The organism is Pseudidiomarina aestuarii, from assembly GCF_003987355.1.
GTDB classification, from domain to species: Bacteria; Pseudomonadota; Gammaproteobacteria; order Enterobacterales; family Alteromonadaceae; genus Pseudidiomarina; species Pseudidiomarina aestuarii.
This window is the reverse complement of record NZ_PIPR01000001.1, coordinates 1,740,916-1,756,170: the sequence shown is the minus strand read 5'-3', so window position 1 is coordinate 1,756,170 and position 15,255 is coordinate 1,740,916. Positions and strand designations below refer to the sequence as shown.

11 protein-coding genes are annotated in these 15,255 nt (G+C 47.7%); 9 read left to right on the top strand and 2 right to left on the bottom strand.

Going from position 1 to position 15,255, the window contains the following annotated elements; all coding sequences use genetic code 11:
• The first annotated feature begins 48 nt into the window (after positions 1 to 48).
• On the top strand, positions 49 to 1,116 hold the full coding sequence (locus tag CWE22_RS07985; RefSeq protein WP_169930795.1) for an energy transducer TonB: 1,068 nt from the start codon (positions 49 to 51) through the stop codon (positions 1,114 to 1,116).
• Between the two features lie 31 nt (positions 1,117 to 1,147).
• Here the strand turns inward: CWE22_RS07985 and CWE22_RS07980 are convergent, their stop codons facing one another.
• The gene (locus CWE22_RS07980) at positions 1,148 to 3,121 is read right to left on the bottom strand and encodes a tetratricopeptide repeat-containing diguanylate cyclase (RefSeq protein WP_169930794.1); all 1,974 of its coding nucleotides are present in this window, start codon (positions 3,119 to 3,121) and stop codon (positions 1,148 to 1,150) included.
• Between the two features lie 341 nt (positions 3,122 to 3,462).
• On the opposite strand from CWE22_RS07980, the gene CWE22_RS07975 reads away from it, so the two are divergent.
• The 4 genes from CWE22_RS07975 to CWE22_RS07960 all read left to right on the top strand — a co-directional run bounded on the left by CWE22_RS07975 (position 3,463) and on the right by CWE22_RS07960 (position 8,845).
• On the top strand, positions 3,463 to 4,122 hold the full coding sequence (locus CWE22_RS07975; protein WP_169930793.1) for a hypothetical protein: 660 nt from the start codon (positions 3,463 to 3,465) through the stop codon (positions 4,120 to 4,122).
• 5 nt (positions 4,123 to 4,127) lie between these two features.
• Entirely contained in the window at positions 4,128 to 4,727 is a 600-nt protein-coding gene (locus CWE22_RS07970; RefSeq protein WP_169930792.1) for a 4'-phosphopantetheinyl transferase family protein, read from the top strand.
• A gap of 66 nt (positions 4,728 to 4,793) precedes the next feature.
• Positions 4,794 to 6,971, top strand: a complete 2,178-nt coding sequence (locus CWE22_RS07965) for a S9 family peptidase (RefSeq protein ID WP_244595982.1) — start codon at positions 4,794 to 4,796, stop codon at positions 6,969 to 6,971.
• Positions 6,972 to 6,979: 8 nt separating this feature from the next.
• Positions 6,980 to 8,845, top strand: coding sequence for a GGDEF domain-containing protein (locus tag CWE22_RS07960; protein WP_169930791.1), 1,866 nt, complete (start codon positions 6,980 to 6,982; stop codon positions 8,843 to 8,845).
• A gap of 34 nt (positions 8,846 to 8,879) precedes the next feature.
• On the opposite strand, the gene CWE22_RS07955 is transcribed toward CWE22_RS07960, so the two are convergent.
• Positions 8,880 to 9,596 carry a YebC/PmpR family DNA-binding transcriptional regulator gene (locus CWE22_RS07955; RefSeq protein ID WP_169930790.1) on the bottom strand — a complete coding sequence of 239 codons (717 nt, stop codon included), beginning with the start codon at positions 9,594 to 9,596 and terminating at the stop codon, positions 8,880 to 8,882.
• Between the two features lie 132 nt (positions 9,597 to 9,728).
• Between CWE22_RS07955 and CWE22_RS07950 the strand changes: the two genes are divergently transcribed.
• The 4 genes from CWE22_RS07950 to CWE22_RS07935 all read left to right on the top strand — a co-directional run bounded on the left by CWE22_RS07950 (position 9,729) and on the right by CWE22_RS07935 (position 15,206).
• Positions 9,729 to 10,601 carry an MBL fold metallo-hydrolase gene (locus CWE22_RS07950; protein WP_169930789.1) on the top strand — a complete coding sequence of 291 codons (873 nt, stop codon included), beginning with the start codon at positions 9,729 to 9,731 and terminating at the stop codon, positions 10,599 to 10,601.
• Positions 10,602 to 10,614: 13 nt separating this feature from the next.
• Positions 10,615 to 11,556, top strand: a complete 942-nt coding sequence (locus CWE22_RS07945; RefSeq protein ID WP_169930788.1) for a YeiH family protein — start codon at positions 10,615 to 10,617, stop codon at positions 11,554 to 11,556.
• A gap of 90 nt (positions 11,557 to 11,646) precedes the next feature.
• A complete protein-coding gene (gene ppk1 / locus CWE22_RS07940) occupies positions 11,647 to 13,695 on the top strand; it encodes a polyphosphate kinase 1 (RefSeq protein ID WP_169930787.1) in 2,049 nt (682 codons plus the stop codon).
• Positions 13,692 to 15,206: a Ppx/GppA phosphatase family protein gene (locus CWE22_RS07935; RefSeq protein WP_169930786.1), complete on the top strand. Its 1,515-nt coding sequence runs from the start codon at positions 13,692 to 13,694 to the stop codon at positions 15,204 to 15,206. Before ppk1 ends, CWE22_RS07935 begins: the two co-directional genes overlap by 4 nt.
• Positions 15,207 to 15,255 lie beyond the last annotated feature (49 nt).

The window sequence follows — 15,255 nt, the reverse complement described above, 5'->3', positions numbered from 1 at the left end:
TAGAATAAGCGAAAACTTCGTTATGAAAGGAAAGATATTGGCTGGTCAGTGGCACTCAGTGTCGGTTTACTTTTGAGTTCTGGAGCCTGGGCACAAGATGCAAAACAAGCATTTCAGCAAGCCTATGCAGATTACCAAGCCATGTTAGATGTATCGGAAACTCCGAGTACCGAGTTATCCGCAGCTGCTTTCGAAGCTTACCAAACGGGTCGAAATTACTTCGGCGACGATTCGATCAATTCGGCCAATCTCGCCATAAATTATTTAAAATCTCCTCATTCAGCCGGACAAGATCGAGACATACTGAAGTCTATGGGCGACCTTATTCTAAGCGTCTACGAAGCGGAGTTAAGCAAGACTGATGCGCGTTGGTTAGATGCGTACGACGCTGCCATGTCGATACCGTATTCGAGTTATAGAAAGCAGGAGCTCCGTGAACGGTATTTAGCATTGATAGCGCCATTACAAAAAGCCAATCCGCAACTCTATGCAGCAACCTTAGTCGATGGTGCTAAATATTGGCATCGCGAAGATATTCCTTTAGCACCTATTCTTGAGCCGGCTCTGGAACAGCTTGAAAGTGAATTGCCCGCCTCAGACCTGAGTGTGCTCACATTACAACTGTACCTAGCGCATAACCATTTTTCGAAGAATCGTCGTAATTCGGCTATTGAACTCTACGAATCGGTTATTGCGAGCGCTAATGCCGACGAAGCTGCAGGTAGACGGTTGAAGCTATTATCCCATGCCGCCCTAGTGGAACTCTATGAGAGGAAGGGCGAGAGCGAACAAGCAACCGAGCATTGTGTTGCTATTGGCGCAGCGCAGCCATGGTCCGAGAATAACGAGCCAGAGCCTTTGTTCCGTGTGAATCCGGTTTATCCAATAAGTTACGCAACGAAGAAGTTATCAGGCAGTGTTACGGTGCAGTTCGATATTGATGAGTCCGGATTTGTAATGAATGCAGAGCCAATTCATTCGGAAGACACGCCGCCAGAGTTTGTCAGAAGTTCAATAGAAGCGGTTGAGAGCTGGCGCTATGCACCCAAGTTTGAGAATGGCGAAGCGGTTGTAGCAACTGATCAGACCGTTCAATTGGATTTTAGTATTCAGTAGGAACGGATTCAAAACGAAAGCGATGGCCCTGCTAGCTCGTTGGAGCTTCAGGGCCTTCTATTGTGGTCACCGAGATAATGTTGCGCGCAATCGCACCCGGCAGGTCGCGCTCAAGTGTCGGTTTGGCTTCTTCAAACGGAATGTTTAACTCCATGACCCCCCAGGCTTGATTGCGTCCATGCACTTTGCCTGCATACAACGCCAAGTCAGCTAACTGGAGAGTCTGCTCCCAGTCCATTTCATTGTTATTCAAATCGGCAAACGGGAAACTAATAAAGCCGGCGGTTGCGGTCACCCGTAGTGGTGTACCCTCACAATCGATGGGTTTCGCACCGATAGCATCGAGAACACGCTTCGTTAAGCGCGGTAGTGCGTCATGCTCAGCCTCTGTGAGGTAGATCAGAAACTCTTCACCGCCCCAGCGAATAATTTTGTCCGTATCGCGTGATATTTCTCGCAGTCGGTTCGCCACTTCAACCAACACTACGTCTCCTGCGGCATGGCCATAATGGTCATTAATACGTTTAAAGTGATCGACGTCGAGTAAGATCATCGCGTCTTCGGTTGTATTGTCTTTGCTACGACGCTGCTTCTGCTGAAGCTCTTGCTGCAACGCGCGACGATTCAATAAACCTGTTAATGGGTCACGGATGGATTGGTCAGCTAATTGCGTGTTCGCTTCAGCAAGTTTGAGGTTAGCGCGGCGCGCAGACCGGTACAGCATAAAAACAATCACGATAGCGAATGCGGCAACCAAAACAAATAAGCCCAGAATCAGTTGTCGCTGCTTCTCGTTTGCTAGCAATTGCTCTCGTAGTTCGTTTTGTTGCTTGAGTAGTTTAATTTGTTGCTCTTTGTCTTTGGTGTCGTATAGGCTCTGCATGTCAGCGATATGGCGTTGTTGTTCCGTATCATAAATAATCTCACGGAGCTCACGTTGCTCTAGCAAAGCCTCGGCTTGCTGCTGATATAAACCCGCTGTACCGTATGCGTCAGCTAACTCACCTAAAGTCTCAGCAACTTCTATACGAATCGCATTTTCACGGAAATAATCCATGGCTTCGGTCATTTTTGGGAAACCTTCTTCAAAGCGCCCTTGTTTGACATCAACCATGCCTAGATTAAATTGCAATAGTTGCAGGGTGTATTCGTCGCCTAACTCTTCAGCAATAAGGTTTGCTCGCATAAGAACATCACGAGCATCCTCATAATCCCCGGTGCGGATATCGATGTCGCCAATGTTATTGAGCACGATCACCAACAGCTCGTTGGAATCAGTGCGCGAAGCATATTGCTCTAAATTGGTGTAAGTGGTGAGTGCGGCTTCGTAGCGGTTCAATGAAGTCTCCACAAAGCCCTTTAACAGCATAAAGTTGCCGTAGTACATATGATTAAGGTTCTGCTCTGCCGTCTCCGTCAAGCCCTCTGAGATGACCTCCAAAGCAGCATCATATTTCTTCAGCTCGGTATACATGGTAGCAATGCTTTGCTTCAAATATAATCGGCGAATAGGTGTACGGTCGTTGTTAGTTTCACCAACGGCCTCATTGGCTGCGATGTAATATTCAAGCGCTCGCTGATACTGGTTACGATCAGCGTAAATACGAGCCAACAAATTATTTGCGTAATAGCGAATTCTGGGCGTCACGGCGTTAACGAGCACTAAATCAATGTCGTTAAGCAAGGCAAAGGCTTTATTGCGCTCACCAGCGAGCAGGTGTATCTCGATACGGCTGGCAATGACTTCCGATTTGATATCAGCCAGAGTTGTGTCATTGATCTGTGCTTCTGCCATTTCAATGTAATTCCACGCCGCCTGAAAATTCTCAGCATAGGCTTCTTCAAAGGCGAGGTATGAATACAGACGAACGCGAGTGGCTAACGGCGTCGATTCGTTTACTCGAGCAAGCAGATTTAAATATTCTGCTTCAAGTGGCTGGGCATTCGTTTCGCTGAGGAGGGCGTCTAATTCTTGCTCAATACGCTCATCAATGGGGGGTATCATTTGTGCACTAGCTGGCGTCAGGCTGCCCAAGCTAAGTGTCAACACTAACATCAAGCAAGTGAAAGAAGCATAGACTCGGCTACAACGAGACTTAGTAGATGAGTGGATGACTTCTGACATGTTTTCTCCGCCGCTAGCTCCGTTCGCGGTATCGCTATCCAAGCGAACAGCAAGCGAACAGAAAACAATCTTTATTTGTACTTATATTGACCCTGAACTATACATCCAAGCAAGTAAAGGTGTAAAGCGATTGTTGAGCTGTGTTATCAAGCTTCGCTTGCTGTTTTGGCGTATATTCTTTACATTTATTACAAGAAGTTAATCGACTCGGGAAGTCTTCAATGAAACCTCTAAATCACATTATTTATCTTGTGGTGATCGCCGCATTGGCTGTTTTTGCTTGGTTTCAATCCAGTTCCAAGGATACCAATGAACCTATAACTCAGGCCGCAATGAGCGACGCTGTCGAAGGGGCTCCAGTCGCTGAGTTATCTCCAGAAGTTGCCGAGTATATCGAACAGCTTGAATTTGAAGTAAATGGTTTACGCCGTGCATTACAAAAAGAAATAGCCGCGCGCGAAGAACGTGAGCAAATGGAACGCGAGGTAAATCCTGGCAGTAGCACCTCATCCACAGTGATGTCCGCGCCAAGCGGGATTTCTGATGGTGCACGCCCCTTTTTGGAAGCCCGCGATGTCCATGCCCAGTTTAAAGACGAGGAAGTCGATCCTGTGTGGTCTGTTGAGCATGAGCAGCGCTTAATAGATTTAATGATTACTGATGAAGGGTTGCGGAAATTCTCAGTTGGTAATGTTGAATGTAAAACAGATACCTGCCGACTCACCTTTGTTGACGATATCGAAGATCCATCGGTGTTTACTCGAGAACTCAGTCGAGCTGTATTCCAAGCAAACTGGGATGACCAACGTTTCGTCACTATTATGCAACAAGTTGAGGGCGAAGAAGATTCATTAAATATTTATTTGAAGAGGATGGAGTAGCTCGGTTGCAAAGTCAGGTTGTCTGCGTCTACGCAAACCTAACAGAGGTTGATGATCAGCTAGGTCGTTATTGTTACGACAGTGATAACCAACCGCAACTGTTGCGTCCGCAATCTCAAGTAACTCGAGCTCTAGTGCGTTGGTGTCTCGAAAAATATTGGTCGGTGTCAGCCGAAGATGTGAATTTTAGTCGTGATCAGCATGGCGCTGTCGAACTCTGGGTTAACAACGAGCAATGGAGTGTATCGGTGAGTCATACCGACCAATGTTGCGCGGTTGCGATTGCTCGTTCGGGAGAGTTGGGGATTGACTGTGAACGTATTCGCGAGCGCCGCCAACGTGAACGCTTACAGCAACGCTTTGCTAAGGGTTATATGCAGGGTGTTAGTTCGTTGGTGCAATTCTTTGAGCGTTGGACGGCAGCAGAAGCAGTGACGAAGGCGAAACGAGGGTCACTGATGCCAACGTTGGCACTATCGTTTGCTGACAAGGAACCTGAGCTCCATTGGCATCGCCATCAAGACTGGCAGATTTGTTGTTACTCGACAGCATCGAACAACCCACCGCAATGGATTGATTTTTCAAAGAACAATCACCTATCTTAGTGTAAGTTAATGTATGAACAGCAAACCTTTGGTCCGTTCGTCCCACAGTTCAACAAGAGAATAATAATGATGAAAACCATGGTATCCCGGAAACTTTATCTACACGCGCTCCTCGGTGGCTTATTGCTTACCGTCAGCGCATGTTCGCCGCAGCCCGAGCAAAAAACAACAGAATCGGTCGAGTCAAAAGCACCGGTTGCGAAACAGATCCCCTATGTTGTCGAGGCCGAATTTGGTAGCCGCCAGGACGAATATTATTGGTTACGTGACGACGAACGCAAAGCACCGGAAGTACTGGCCTATCTAGAAGAGGAAAATGCTTATTACGATGCATACCGTGAAGATTACAGTGCGTTAACCGGTGAGCTTGAACAGGAGATTATTGGTCGCATCAAGCAAGACGATGCGTCAGTGCCGTATACCAAAGGTGACTATCGCTACTCAACCCGTTATGAAGAAGGGAAAGAATATCCAATTCATACACGAACGCATATAGAGACTGGCGAAGAGCAAATTTTACTTGATGTAAATGTGCTCGCCGAAGGCCAGCCGTATATGGCGGTGTCTAATATGCAGGTGAGCCCAGATCAGAACTTGCTCGCTTATGTTGTCGATAACAATGGTCGGCGCCAATACGAATTGCGTATTCGTGATTTAACCACTGGTGAAGATTTACCAGACCGATTAACTGGCTTATCAGCCTCGATTGCATGGGCTCAAGACAATGAAACGCTGTTTGTTATTGAGAATGACCCGCAAACATTGCTTTCGACTCGCGTCCTCAAGCATAAGCTCGGTGAGCCTGCAGAAAACGCTGAGCTCGTATACGAAGAGCAAGACAAAACGTTTTACATGTCGGTCTATAACACCACCGACGATGAGTACGTTGTTATCAATTTGAACCAAACGGTCTCTACTGAGATGCGCGTGCTAGACGCGAGTAAGCCAGACGGTGATTTTGTCGTGATGGCGCCGCGCGAGCGCGATTTCCAATACAGCGCTGACCATATTGATGGGCGTTGGATTATCTCGACTGATTGGAATGCTCCAAACTATCAAATCATGCAAGTTGCAGCAGACCAGATTGGTGATAAGAACAACTGGCAGCCACTCATCCCTCATAATCCAGATGTATTCATCAATGATTTCACGGTATTTCAAAACTATTTAGCATTGAATGAGCGCAGCAATGGACTGCGTCATATTCGCATAGTGCCGTGGAATGACCTCGATAATTCAACCGTCATTGCATCCGATGAAGCGGCGTACGTGACTCGCTTTGAACGCAACGTTGAGCAAGACACCGACGTATTGCGGTATGCCTACACGAGCTTAACCACGCCAAACACTGTTTATGCTTACAATATGGCTACGCAAGAGCGGGAGACATTGAAAGCAACAGAAGTACCGAATTACGATGCATCGCAGTACGAAACTGCGCGTACGTGGGCAACGGCTCGCGATGGTGTCAAAGTGCCCGTGACTTTGCTGTATAAGAAAGGCTTCCAGCAGGATGGTACTGCACCATTATATCAATATGCATATGGCTCTTATGGTTCCTCTTCAGACCCGTATTTCCGCTCTACCGTTTTCTCTTTAGTCGATCGCGGCTTTGTATATGCAATTGCGCATATTCGTGGTGGTCAAGAGATGGGTCGTGCTTGGTACGAAGACGGTAAAATGATGAATAAGAAGAATACCTTTACCGACTATATTGATGTGACTGAGCATTTAGTGAATGAGAAATATGCGCATCCAGATAAAGTCTTCGGCATGGGTGGTAGCGCCGGCGGTCTATTGATGGGCGCCGTAGCCAATATGGCACCAGAGAAATACCGTGGATTGGTGGCTCATGTTCCGTTTGTTGACGTGGTCACGACTATGTTAGATCCAAGTATTCCATTGACCACGAATGAGTGGGATGAGTGGGGTAATCCAATCACCACCAAAGAGTCTTACGAATACATGTTGTCGTATTCTCCTTATGACCAAGTTGCCGAGCAAGACTATCCAGCCTTATTGGTGACGACTGGTTTGCATGACTCACAGGTGCAGTATTTTGAGCCCGCTAAGTGGGTAGCGCGCTTACGTGCGAATAAAACAGATGCAAACCCGTTGATGTTTAAAACGAATATGAGTGCCGGTCATGGTGGTAGTTCAGGTCGTTTTTCACGCTTGAAGGAAGTAGCCGAAGAATATGCTTTCATTCTCGACCTACTCGAAGAGCCTGAGCAATCTGAATAATTGTGACTATGGCACGAACGCTTAGCACACAGTTGCTATCACGTATTACCCTGTGGTCGGCGCTATTGGTGACGCTGACCACAGGTTTTGCGTTCTGGAATACGTATCAGCGCGAAAGCGCAGAACAGGTTGCTGAGCTAGTCGATTCTGCGGAGCAGCGAGTGAGCGCTGGCTCAGCAGTCTTTATTGAGGCAGAAAAAACGACACAAGTATTTGCTGACCGATTTCTAACGCGTTACCAAAAACAAGTAAATCAACCCCATCTGATTGAGCGGTTCGACGCTTGGTTTGAAGAACGCGAACCCGGTGTTTGGCGTTTGCGTACCCCATACTTTGACGGTGCCTTTGCGTTTGAACGATGGTGGCAGTATTTATCTGGATTTGTCGGTCGTTCCGATGCGCCGTTAGATGCTGAGCGCAAAAGCCGAATTATGATGAGCTTGTCGGTTTTGCAAGAATTCGGACCAGCGTGGGAGCATAATTTTGCCAACACACATGTCAGCATGCCTGAAAACGTGTTGTTGAATTACTGGCCGCAAAGCAATTGGGGACAAAGCGCGCGAGCTGACCTCGATATGACCGCATATTCGGTGGTGGGTTCGACCTTACAACAAAACAATCCTGAACGACGGCCCAATTGGACTGGTTTGTATTTTGATGAAACCGCACTAGATTGGGTGATTACTTTTCAGCGTCCCATAGACTGGAACGGGCGACATTTGTTGACTCCCTCCCATGATGTGTTTCTGACTTCAGTCATAGAAACATTCATAGCTAATTCAACCGCTGATCATTTTGTTTTTAACCAAAAAAAGCAATTGGTAGCGGGCTCGCCAGAATTCACTAAGAATAAAGAATATGTGGGTGTAATTGAGCTTGAAGAGACTGAAATCGACGAGTTAGTGACCGTTTATCAGGTTGTTGAACAAGCTGCACCGACCGCGGCGGATCCAGTTAAAATCTATCTCAATGAATTAGCCGATCACATTCTGATAGCTGTTTATGTGCCAGGTACTCAATGGTGGCATGTGACCAGAACGTCAAAAAAATCCTTGCAGGCCGAAGCTGTTGTCGCATCGTTATGGGTAGCTGCTCTGGGCGCTTTTATATTGCTGACGACGGTACTGATTGCTTGGATCTTTATTCGAAATCAAATTACTAAACCGATTCGACAGCTCGAGAAGGCCGCTAACTACATCAAACAAGGTAAGTACGAGAGTATTGCCAATCGCGAAATTCAATTGCCGTTGCAAACTGATAATGAAATTGGCTTGCTAGCGAATACTGTGGTGGACATGTCCAGTCACATAAGCGCGGAACAGGAGTTCCTTGAGCGCGAAGTGAAAAAGCGCACCGCGGAACTCGAGCAAGCGAATCAAAAACTGGCCATGATGGCGCATGCGGATGGACTTACTGCGCTTTTAAACCGCCGTGCTTTGGACCGCGACTTACAGGCTATTTGCCGCGCAGGTGTCGCGCAGAAAACCGCGGTAATCATGGCGGATGTCGACTTCTTTAAACTCTATAACGATACCTACGGGCATGAAGCAGGCGACATTGCGCTGCAGCGTATTGCCGGCGTCTTTATGAATCTAATTGTTGGTGGGCGGGTTTATCGCTACGGTGGTGAAGAGATAGTCGCGCTTGCCACGGTAACCAGCGTCGATGCTGCACTGAAGCGCGCGGAGAAACTCAGAGCTGCAATACAGAATCTGACCATTCCACACTCAACCAGCAGCTATGCAACGATTACCGTCAGCATTGGCGTCACGTTGATTGAAACTGATGACACGCCGGAGACGGTGCTCAGACGCGTTGATAAATCACTGTATGAGGCGAAGAAGGCAGGGCGTAATACGGTTAAAAGTCAATAACAGTGGGAGCTAGTGGCTAGCTCCCACGGCATGATTACCATTGTGCGTTGTGGTAGATGTTTTGTACGTCATCGCAGTCATTTAGCATATTCAAGAACTTCTCCATTACAGCAATATCGTCGCCGCTTAGGTCAGTATGCATTTGCGGTAAGTACTGAATTTCATCTACTTCGAACTCGAGGTCTGGATAGGCCTCCAGCAACGCTAATTTAGCTTTGTGCGACTCGGTATGCGGCGCAAACACCGTGATTTTTCCATCATCACTTTCAATGTCGGTCACTTCCACGTCGGCCATCAGCAGTGCTTCTAATACAGCATCTTCATCATCACCGGCAAAGACAAAAATAGCGCAATGATCGAACATGTGCGCGACACTGCCGGGTGCACCGATTTTGCACTTAGTTTTAGTAAAACAATTACGTACTTCGGTAATGGTGCGATTTGGGTTATCCGTTAATGCTTCTATCATGACCATGCAGTTACCCGGACCATAGCCTTCGTATACTGCTGGCGAGTAATCCTCACCGGCGCCGCCTTTGGCTTTATCGATTGCTTTTTCGATAACGTGGGCGGGAACTTGATCCCGCTTAGCGGCATCAATCATGCTGCGTAATGCCAAGTTGCCAGCGGGATCGATGCCACCCTGCTTGGCAATTACATACAGCTGGCGGCCATATTTACTGTAAACTTTGCTTTTACTGGCGGCTGTTTTCGCCATGGACTCTTTACGGTTTTGGTAGGCACGACCCATACATTACTCTCGATATCTGATTCAGAAAGGCGCAATTTTATACGCAAGCGATGACTGAGGTAAACTTTTCTCGCATTTCAGTTTCCGCTAAAGTACAGCATATGTGTTGAATGATCGAGCAAGGACCCATAAATGAGCGAAACCGATATACAAGTTGAAGCATTTCTCGATAGTGATAGCGAGACTTTTAGCTACGTGGTGTATGAAGCTAAAGACAAACATGCGGTGATTATTGATCCGGTGCTCGACTTTGATATCAAGTCAGGACGAACCGCTACTACTGGTTCCGATAAAATAATTGCGTTTGTTCGTTCGCATCAACTGCAGGTGGAGTGGATTTTAGAGACGCATGCGCATGCTGACCACTTGTCTGCTGCACCCTACCTGCGCGAGCAGTTAGGAGCCAAAATCGGGATTGGTGAGCACATTAAAGATGTGCAGAAAATCTTTAAGACCATCTTCAACCTAGAGAAAGAGTTTCTACCCAATGGTCATCAGTTTGACCGTCTGTTCCAAGACGATGATACCTTTGTTGTGGGGAACATGAAGTTTCGCGTCATGCATACGCCAGGCCATACTCCCGCGGACTTAGCGTATATCGTTAATGAGTCGAAGGCGTTTGTCGGTGACACCTTATTTTTACCAGATGTCGGCACTGCTCGCTGTGACTTCCCTGGAGGCAGCGCTAAAACTTTGTATCAATCGATTCAAAAGTTACTGGCGTTGCCGGATGCCACAGAAATCTATATTTGTCACGACTACCCGCCGGCTGGACGTGACCATGAGTATTGCACCACAGTTGCAGCGCAACGCGCTCATAGTAAGCATGTGCGCGACGGCATCACTGAAGCCGAATTCGTGACTATGCGTGAAGAACGCGATGCGACCTTAGCCATGCCGCGGCTAATTCTACCCTCCATTCAGGTGAATATTCGTGCAGGTGAAATGCCGCCCCCTGAAGCGAATGGGACGGTTTACTTAAAGATCCCCATTAATCAACTCTAAGCAAGGATTCGCGATGAACAAGCCATTGGCTCATCTATTGTTTTGGCTGTTCGGCGCGCTTTGCTTTACGCCTTGGCTATCAGCTCCTGTTGCAATGCTATTGGGCATGGTTGTAGCAGCAACTACTGGTGTTCCAACGGGCATTGATACCAGCGCTTGGGTAAAACGACTCCTCGGCATCGCAATTGTTGCGCTTGGGTTCGGTATGCAAGTCGATAGCGCGTTGCAAGTAACGGGAGACTATCTTGGTCTGATTATCGTCTCTATTGTGGCTACGTTATTGGCGGCATGGGGACTGTGGCGCTGGCTTGGGTTGGATGCAAAAACAGGTGTGCTAATTGGCTCGGGCACGGCTATTTGCGGCGGCAGTGCCATTGCGGCGGTCGCGCCTGCCATCCGTGCGCGTAACGACCAAATAGCTATCGCTATTGGCTGCGTATTCACGCTCAATGCCGTTGCATTGTTAGTGTTCCCAGTGCTGGGCCGACTGTTTGGGCTCAGTCCAGAAATCTTTGGGGTGTGGGCGGCGGTAGCTATCCATGATACCTCTTCGGTGGTTGGTGCGGCCGAGGCATTTCATGATGATGCCCTCGTTACCGCAACCACGTTAAAGCTGGCGCGGGCACTGTGGATTATTCCACTCGCTTTCGGCGCGGCTTGGTTGTATCAGCGTCACCAATCTGTCGCCGAGCGCGCCGTTCGTAAAACATCTGTGCCGTGGTTCTTGGTTGGCTATGTCATTTCCATGCTGATCGCCACTTATCTACCGCAAGGTGAGGTGGTTTATGGGTTCCTATTTAGTGGCGGTAAGCTCATATTAGTTTTTTGCTTGTTCTTGGTTGGCACGCATTTAACCCTCGCTAAAATCCGGCAAGCCGCAGGGAAACCTATGTTACTGGCAACTTTGTTGTGGCTCTTGATTGCCGGTGGTTCCTTGTTGTGGTTGCTGCGCTGAGTAGACACCGCAAATGTCATCAAACCGTCATACTTTTGAGACTGGAAACAGCTAGGATGCTAGCAGGCAAACGATGAGGTCTGCGGTGTCATGAAGTTTTTTGAAAAAGAGCTGAGCTGGTTAGCGTTTAATGAGCGGGTACTGCAAGAAGCTGCTGATGACCATGTTCCAGTGATTGAACGCATTCGGTTCCTCGGCATTTTCTCCAGTAATATGGATGAATTTTTTCAGGTTCGAGTGGCCGATGTCAGACGTCGTATTCATTTCGAAAAACTCGCGGAAGATCGCGACCACGCCAGTTCACTGCTGACCCAAATTCAACAAAAAGTCATTACCCTGCAAGAGCAGTTTGATCGCATTCAAGTACAGGTTATGTCTGCGCTTGCGAAGAAGAATATCTATGTTATCGACGAAGGACAGGTAAAGCCCAATCAGCAGAAATGGTTGCTGCAATACTTCCATGACAAGATTAAACGCCACATCGTCCCGCTACTCATTACCGACCGCACCAATTTGGTCGAGGTCTTGAAAGAAGACCACATCTACTTCTGCGTTCAGTTAGAACAAAATGGCACCACGCACTATGCCGCTGTGGAAGTGCCTACCGATGAACTGAGTCGGTTTATTTTACTACCCTATCACGGCAGTAAGCGGCGCAAAGATGTGATTTTGCTGGATAACATCATCTTGATGTTCATGAGCGAGCTATTTCGCGGCATTATCGCGTTCGATAAAATTCGTGCCTTCTCGTTTAAAATGACTCGGGATGCGGACTACCGTCTTACCTACGACATCGAACAAAGTGTTCTGGAGCGCATGGAAGAGGGTTTAAAGCAGCGTGTAAAAGCTGACCCAGTGCGCTTGGTGTTTGATAAGGCCATGCCAGGAGCGATGCTTCGCTTCCTCTGTGACAAGCTCGATATGGATGCCTACGACTCGCTGGTGGGTGGCGGACGGTATCGAAATACGCGTGACTTTGCCAAGTTTCCCAATATCGGTCGCAAGTCGCTCGAGAATGAATTGTTGCCGCCTATTGAGCATGCCAGTTTCGCCAAATTTGACAACATTTTCGATGCGATTGCTGAACGCGATATTCTGTTGTATTACCCCTATCACAAGTTTGCGCACGTGTCGGAGTTAGTGCGCCAGGCAGCTTATGATCCTGCTGTCAGAACTATACACATATGCATATATCGTGTAGCTCGTTATTCTCGGCTTATTCACTCATTGATGGATGCCGTGCACAACGGCAAACAGGTTGTGGTAATGGTGGAGTTGCAGGCTCGATTCGACGAGGAGGCAAATATCGAATGGGCCAAAGACATGACCGACGCCGGTATTCGTGTCATTTTTGGTATTCAGGGTATCAAAGTTCATTCCAAGCTCTTATTGGTGCATCGCTCCGAAGGTCAGCTTGCGCGGCGCTACGCTTATATCGGAACCGGTAACTTTCACGAGCAAACCGCGCAGGTATATACGGATTTTGGATTAATGACGTGTGCGCCAACCATTTGCCAAGAAGTGGAGCAAGTCTTTCAGTACCTTGAGCAACCTTATCGTCGCTATGAGTTTCGCGAGTTAATGGTGTCACCCTTAAATACGCGTGATCGGCTGGTCAGTCTAATTGAAGATGAGATCAAAGCTGTTCACGAGGGTGGCAAGGGTGAAATCTTCCTGAAGCTCAATAACCTAGTCGATGAAGCCATTATTGTTCAGCTCTATCGAGCCAGTCGCGCTGGTGTGAAAGTTCGCGCCATTGTGCGCGGTATGTGCGCGTTAAGGCCTGGTTTGAGTGGCTTGAGCGAAACGATTCAGGTTCGAAGTATCGTAGATAGGTTCCTTGAGCACCCTCGTGTTTATGTGTTCCATAACCAAGGAAAGCCAAAAGTCTTTATTTCCTCTGCTGATATCATGACCCGAAATATTGATCATCGGGTTGAGGCAACATGCCCTATTCACGATGATGCGGCAAAGCAAATGATTCTTGATATTCTCGAGTTGCAATGGAAGGATAATCAAAAGGCACGCATCATCGACTCGGAACAAATCAATCGTTATGTGAAGCGCGGGAATCGCAAGAAGCTGCGTTCACAAGTTGAGATCTACAAATATCTGCAAGCGGAGCAAAAAGCCAAATGAATGACCCGCACCTAGCGCCCGTCTCAGAATCGGACCTGCCTCAATTTGCCGCGCTGGATTTAGGTTCAAATAGCTTTCATTTGCTCATTGCGCGGGTTGACAATCACAGTTTGCAGCCGCTGCTTCGATTTAAACAGAAAGTTCGTTTAGCGGCGGGTCTCAAGCAAGGCAAACTGAGTAATAAAGCTATGCAGCGAGGTCTTGAAGCGCTCGCTATTTGTGCACAAAAGCTCCAAGGTTTCCGTCCTGACCAAGTACGCGTGGTGGCAACGCACACCTTGCGAGAAGCAGAAAATAGTGACATTTTCCTCGCCAAAGCAGCAAGTATTTTGCCGTTTCCTATCGAAATCATTTCTGGCCATGAAGAGGCGCGCCTGATTTACGCTGGGGTAGCACAAACTACGGCGGGCGAGGGTAAGCGGTTGGTGATTGATATCGGCGGCGGCAGTACCGAATTTGCTGGCGGTACCGATTTACAGACGCAACAGCTCGTATCATTGAGCATGGGGTGTATTAGTTACACCGAGGGATTCTTCAAAAAAGGTGCGATTTCAGCCAAGCGCTTCGACAAAGCAGTGGTAGCAACCAAACGCGAACTGGAGTCTGTTGCCAAGGGTTTGCGAAAATATACGCAAACACAAATATATGGCACTTCGGGTACAATAAAAGCGATTGCGAATTGGGTGCAACATAAAACCCAATCGGCTTTACCGATAATTTCCTTACACCACCTCTATGAGTGCAAAGCGGAGCTCCTGCAGTTTAAAACCATTCAACAACTGCAAATACCTGGATTAGATGAAGAGCGTGCGCCTATCGTTGCAGGTGGCCTCGCCATTTTGATTGGATTAATGGAAGAGCTTAATATAGAGCAATTAGAGGCTCATGATGCCGCGCTGCGCGAGGGCGTTCTCTATGAGCTTGCTGAGCAAGTGCTATACCATGACGACGTACGTCAACGCACCATTGAAAGTATTGCTATTCGCTACAGTATTGATCGCGAGCAAGCTACTCGGGTTCAACAAACCGTCCTCGATTTATATGAGCAGGTAGCTCTTGAGTGGGGATTGCTTGATCCAGAATGGCGTCTACTGCTGAGTTGGGCGGCACTGTTGCATGAGGTTGGTTTACATATCAACTTCAGCTCTCGTCAGCGCCACGCTGGATATATTTTGCAGCATACGGACATGCCGGGCTTCAATAAGGAGCAACAAAAGCTGTTAGCTGCTGTAGTACGGCATTTCCGCAAGAAAGTTTTTATTGAAGATATCCCACCATTACAGCTCTATCATCAGTTTGATGTTGTTCGCGTGCTAGCGCTGTTGCGACTCGCTGTGTTGTTTAATACCGATCGTCAAACGTCCCAACTCCTATTAAAGACCCAGGCTAGTAAAGATGTGTTATTACTCACCCTGACACCGCAGGGCAGAGCGAACCCAACATTGCTTGCGGATCTTGCCAGCGAGGCCTATCACCAGCTGCGGATGGGAATTACATTAAGGTTTGAGTGATCTTTTTGCTAAAGTATGACGTGTTTATGACGATAACCTTATTCTGGTT

What these genes read in the sequence shown, in the direction of transcription:
- CWE22_RS07980 (WP_169930794.1), bottom strand. Translation starts at nt 3,121, where the DNA reads ATGATACCCCCCATTGATGAGCGTATTGAGCAAGAATTAGACGCCCTC.
- CWE22_RS07975 (WP_169930793.1), top strand. Translation starts at nt 3,463, where the DNA reads ATGAAACCTCTAAATCACATTATTTATCTTGTGGTGATCGCCGCATTG.
- CWE22_RS07965 (WP_244595982.1), top strand. Translation starts at nt 4,794, where the DNA reads ATGATGAAAACCATGGTATCCCGGAAACTTTATCTACACGCGCTCCTC.
- CWE22_RS07960 (WP_169930791.1), top strand. Translation starts at nt 6,980, where the DNA reads ATGGCACGAACGCTTAGCACACAGTTGCTATCACGTATTACCCTGTGG.
- CWE22_RS07955 (WP_169930790.1), bottom strand. Translation starts at nt 9,596, where the DNA reads ATGGGTCGTGCCTACCAAAACCGTAAAGAGTCCATGGCGAAAACAGCC.
- CWE22_RS07950 (WP_169930789.1), top strand. Translation starts at nt 9,729, where the DNA reads ATGAGCGAAACCGATATACAAGTTGAAGCATTTCTCGATAGTGATAGC.
- CWE22_RS07945 (WP_169930788.1), top strand. Translation starts at nt 10,615, where the DNA reads ATGAACAAGCCATTGGCTCATCTATTGTTTTGGCTGTTCGGCGCGCTT.
- ppk1 (WP_169930787.1), top strand. Translation starts at nt 11,647, where the DNA reads ATGAAGTTTTTTGAAAAAGAGCTGAGCTGGTTAGCGTTTAATGAGCGG.
- CWE22_RS07935 (WP_169930786.1), top strand. Translation starts at nt 13,692, where the DNA reads ATGAATGACCCGCACCTAGCGCCCGTCTCAGAATCGGACCTGCCTCAA.